The sequence below is a fragment of the Mesorhizobium sp. M7A.F.Ca.US.002.01.1.1 genome (genome assembly GCF_004022955.1).
Lineage (GTDB): Bacteria > Pseudomonadota > Alphaproteobacteria > Rhizobiales > Rhizobiaceae > Mesorhizobium > Mesorhizobium ciceri.
On sequence record NZ_RZQE01001083.1, the window covers coordinates 1 to 391 of the forward strand.

Consider the following 391-nt stretch of genomic DNA (forward strand, 5'->3'; position numbering starts at 1 on the left):
GATTAGAGCATTCGCCCGGCAGAAACCGATGGATGCCGTCATCATCCTGGCTTACTTACAGCCACCTTGCGCCCATTTTGCGAGCGCCACCTTGAAGCGCGTTCCAAGCGGATGTTGAAGCCGTAAAACAGACACGTCGTTGGCGGCGAAATTTTTCGACTGTTCACACAGCCGGGCCTCGTTCCATTCATGGCAACCGTCGCAGTGCTTTCCTTCCCATACCGACTTGTCGAGCCCCTCCACAGGACTGAAGCGTGGCTTGCCCTTGATCAGCTCCGCAATGCTCTTGCCGTCGATTTCCGGATCGCCGAAATCGACAGGATGGTCAAAAAAGATAGGCTCGTCGGAGGCAAGCCTTGGGATTTTCTGACGAAGCATATCGAGCGAAAGT

The 391-nt window shown here is 54.7% G+C and carries 1 pseudogene; it reads right to left on the reverse strand.

What is annotated here, in order from left to right:
* Positions 1–51: 51 nt before the first annotated feature.
* A pseudogene (locus EN932_RS37815) lies at positions 52–391 on the reverse strand (peptidase c14 caspase catalytic subunit p20); the annotation flags it as partial.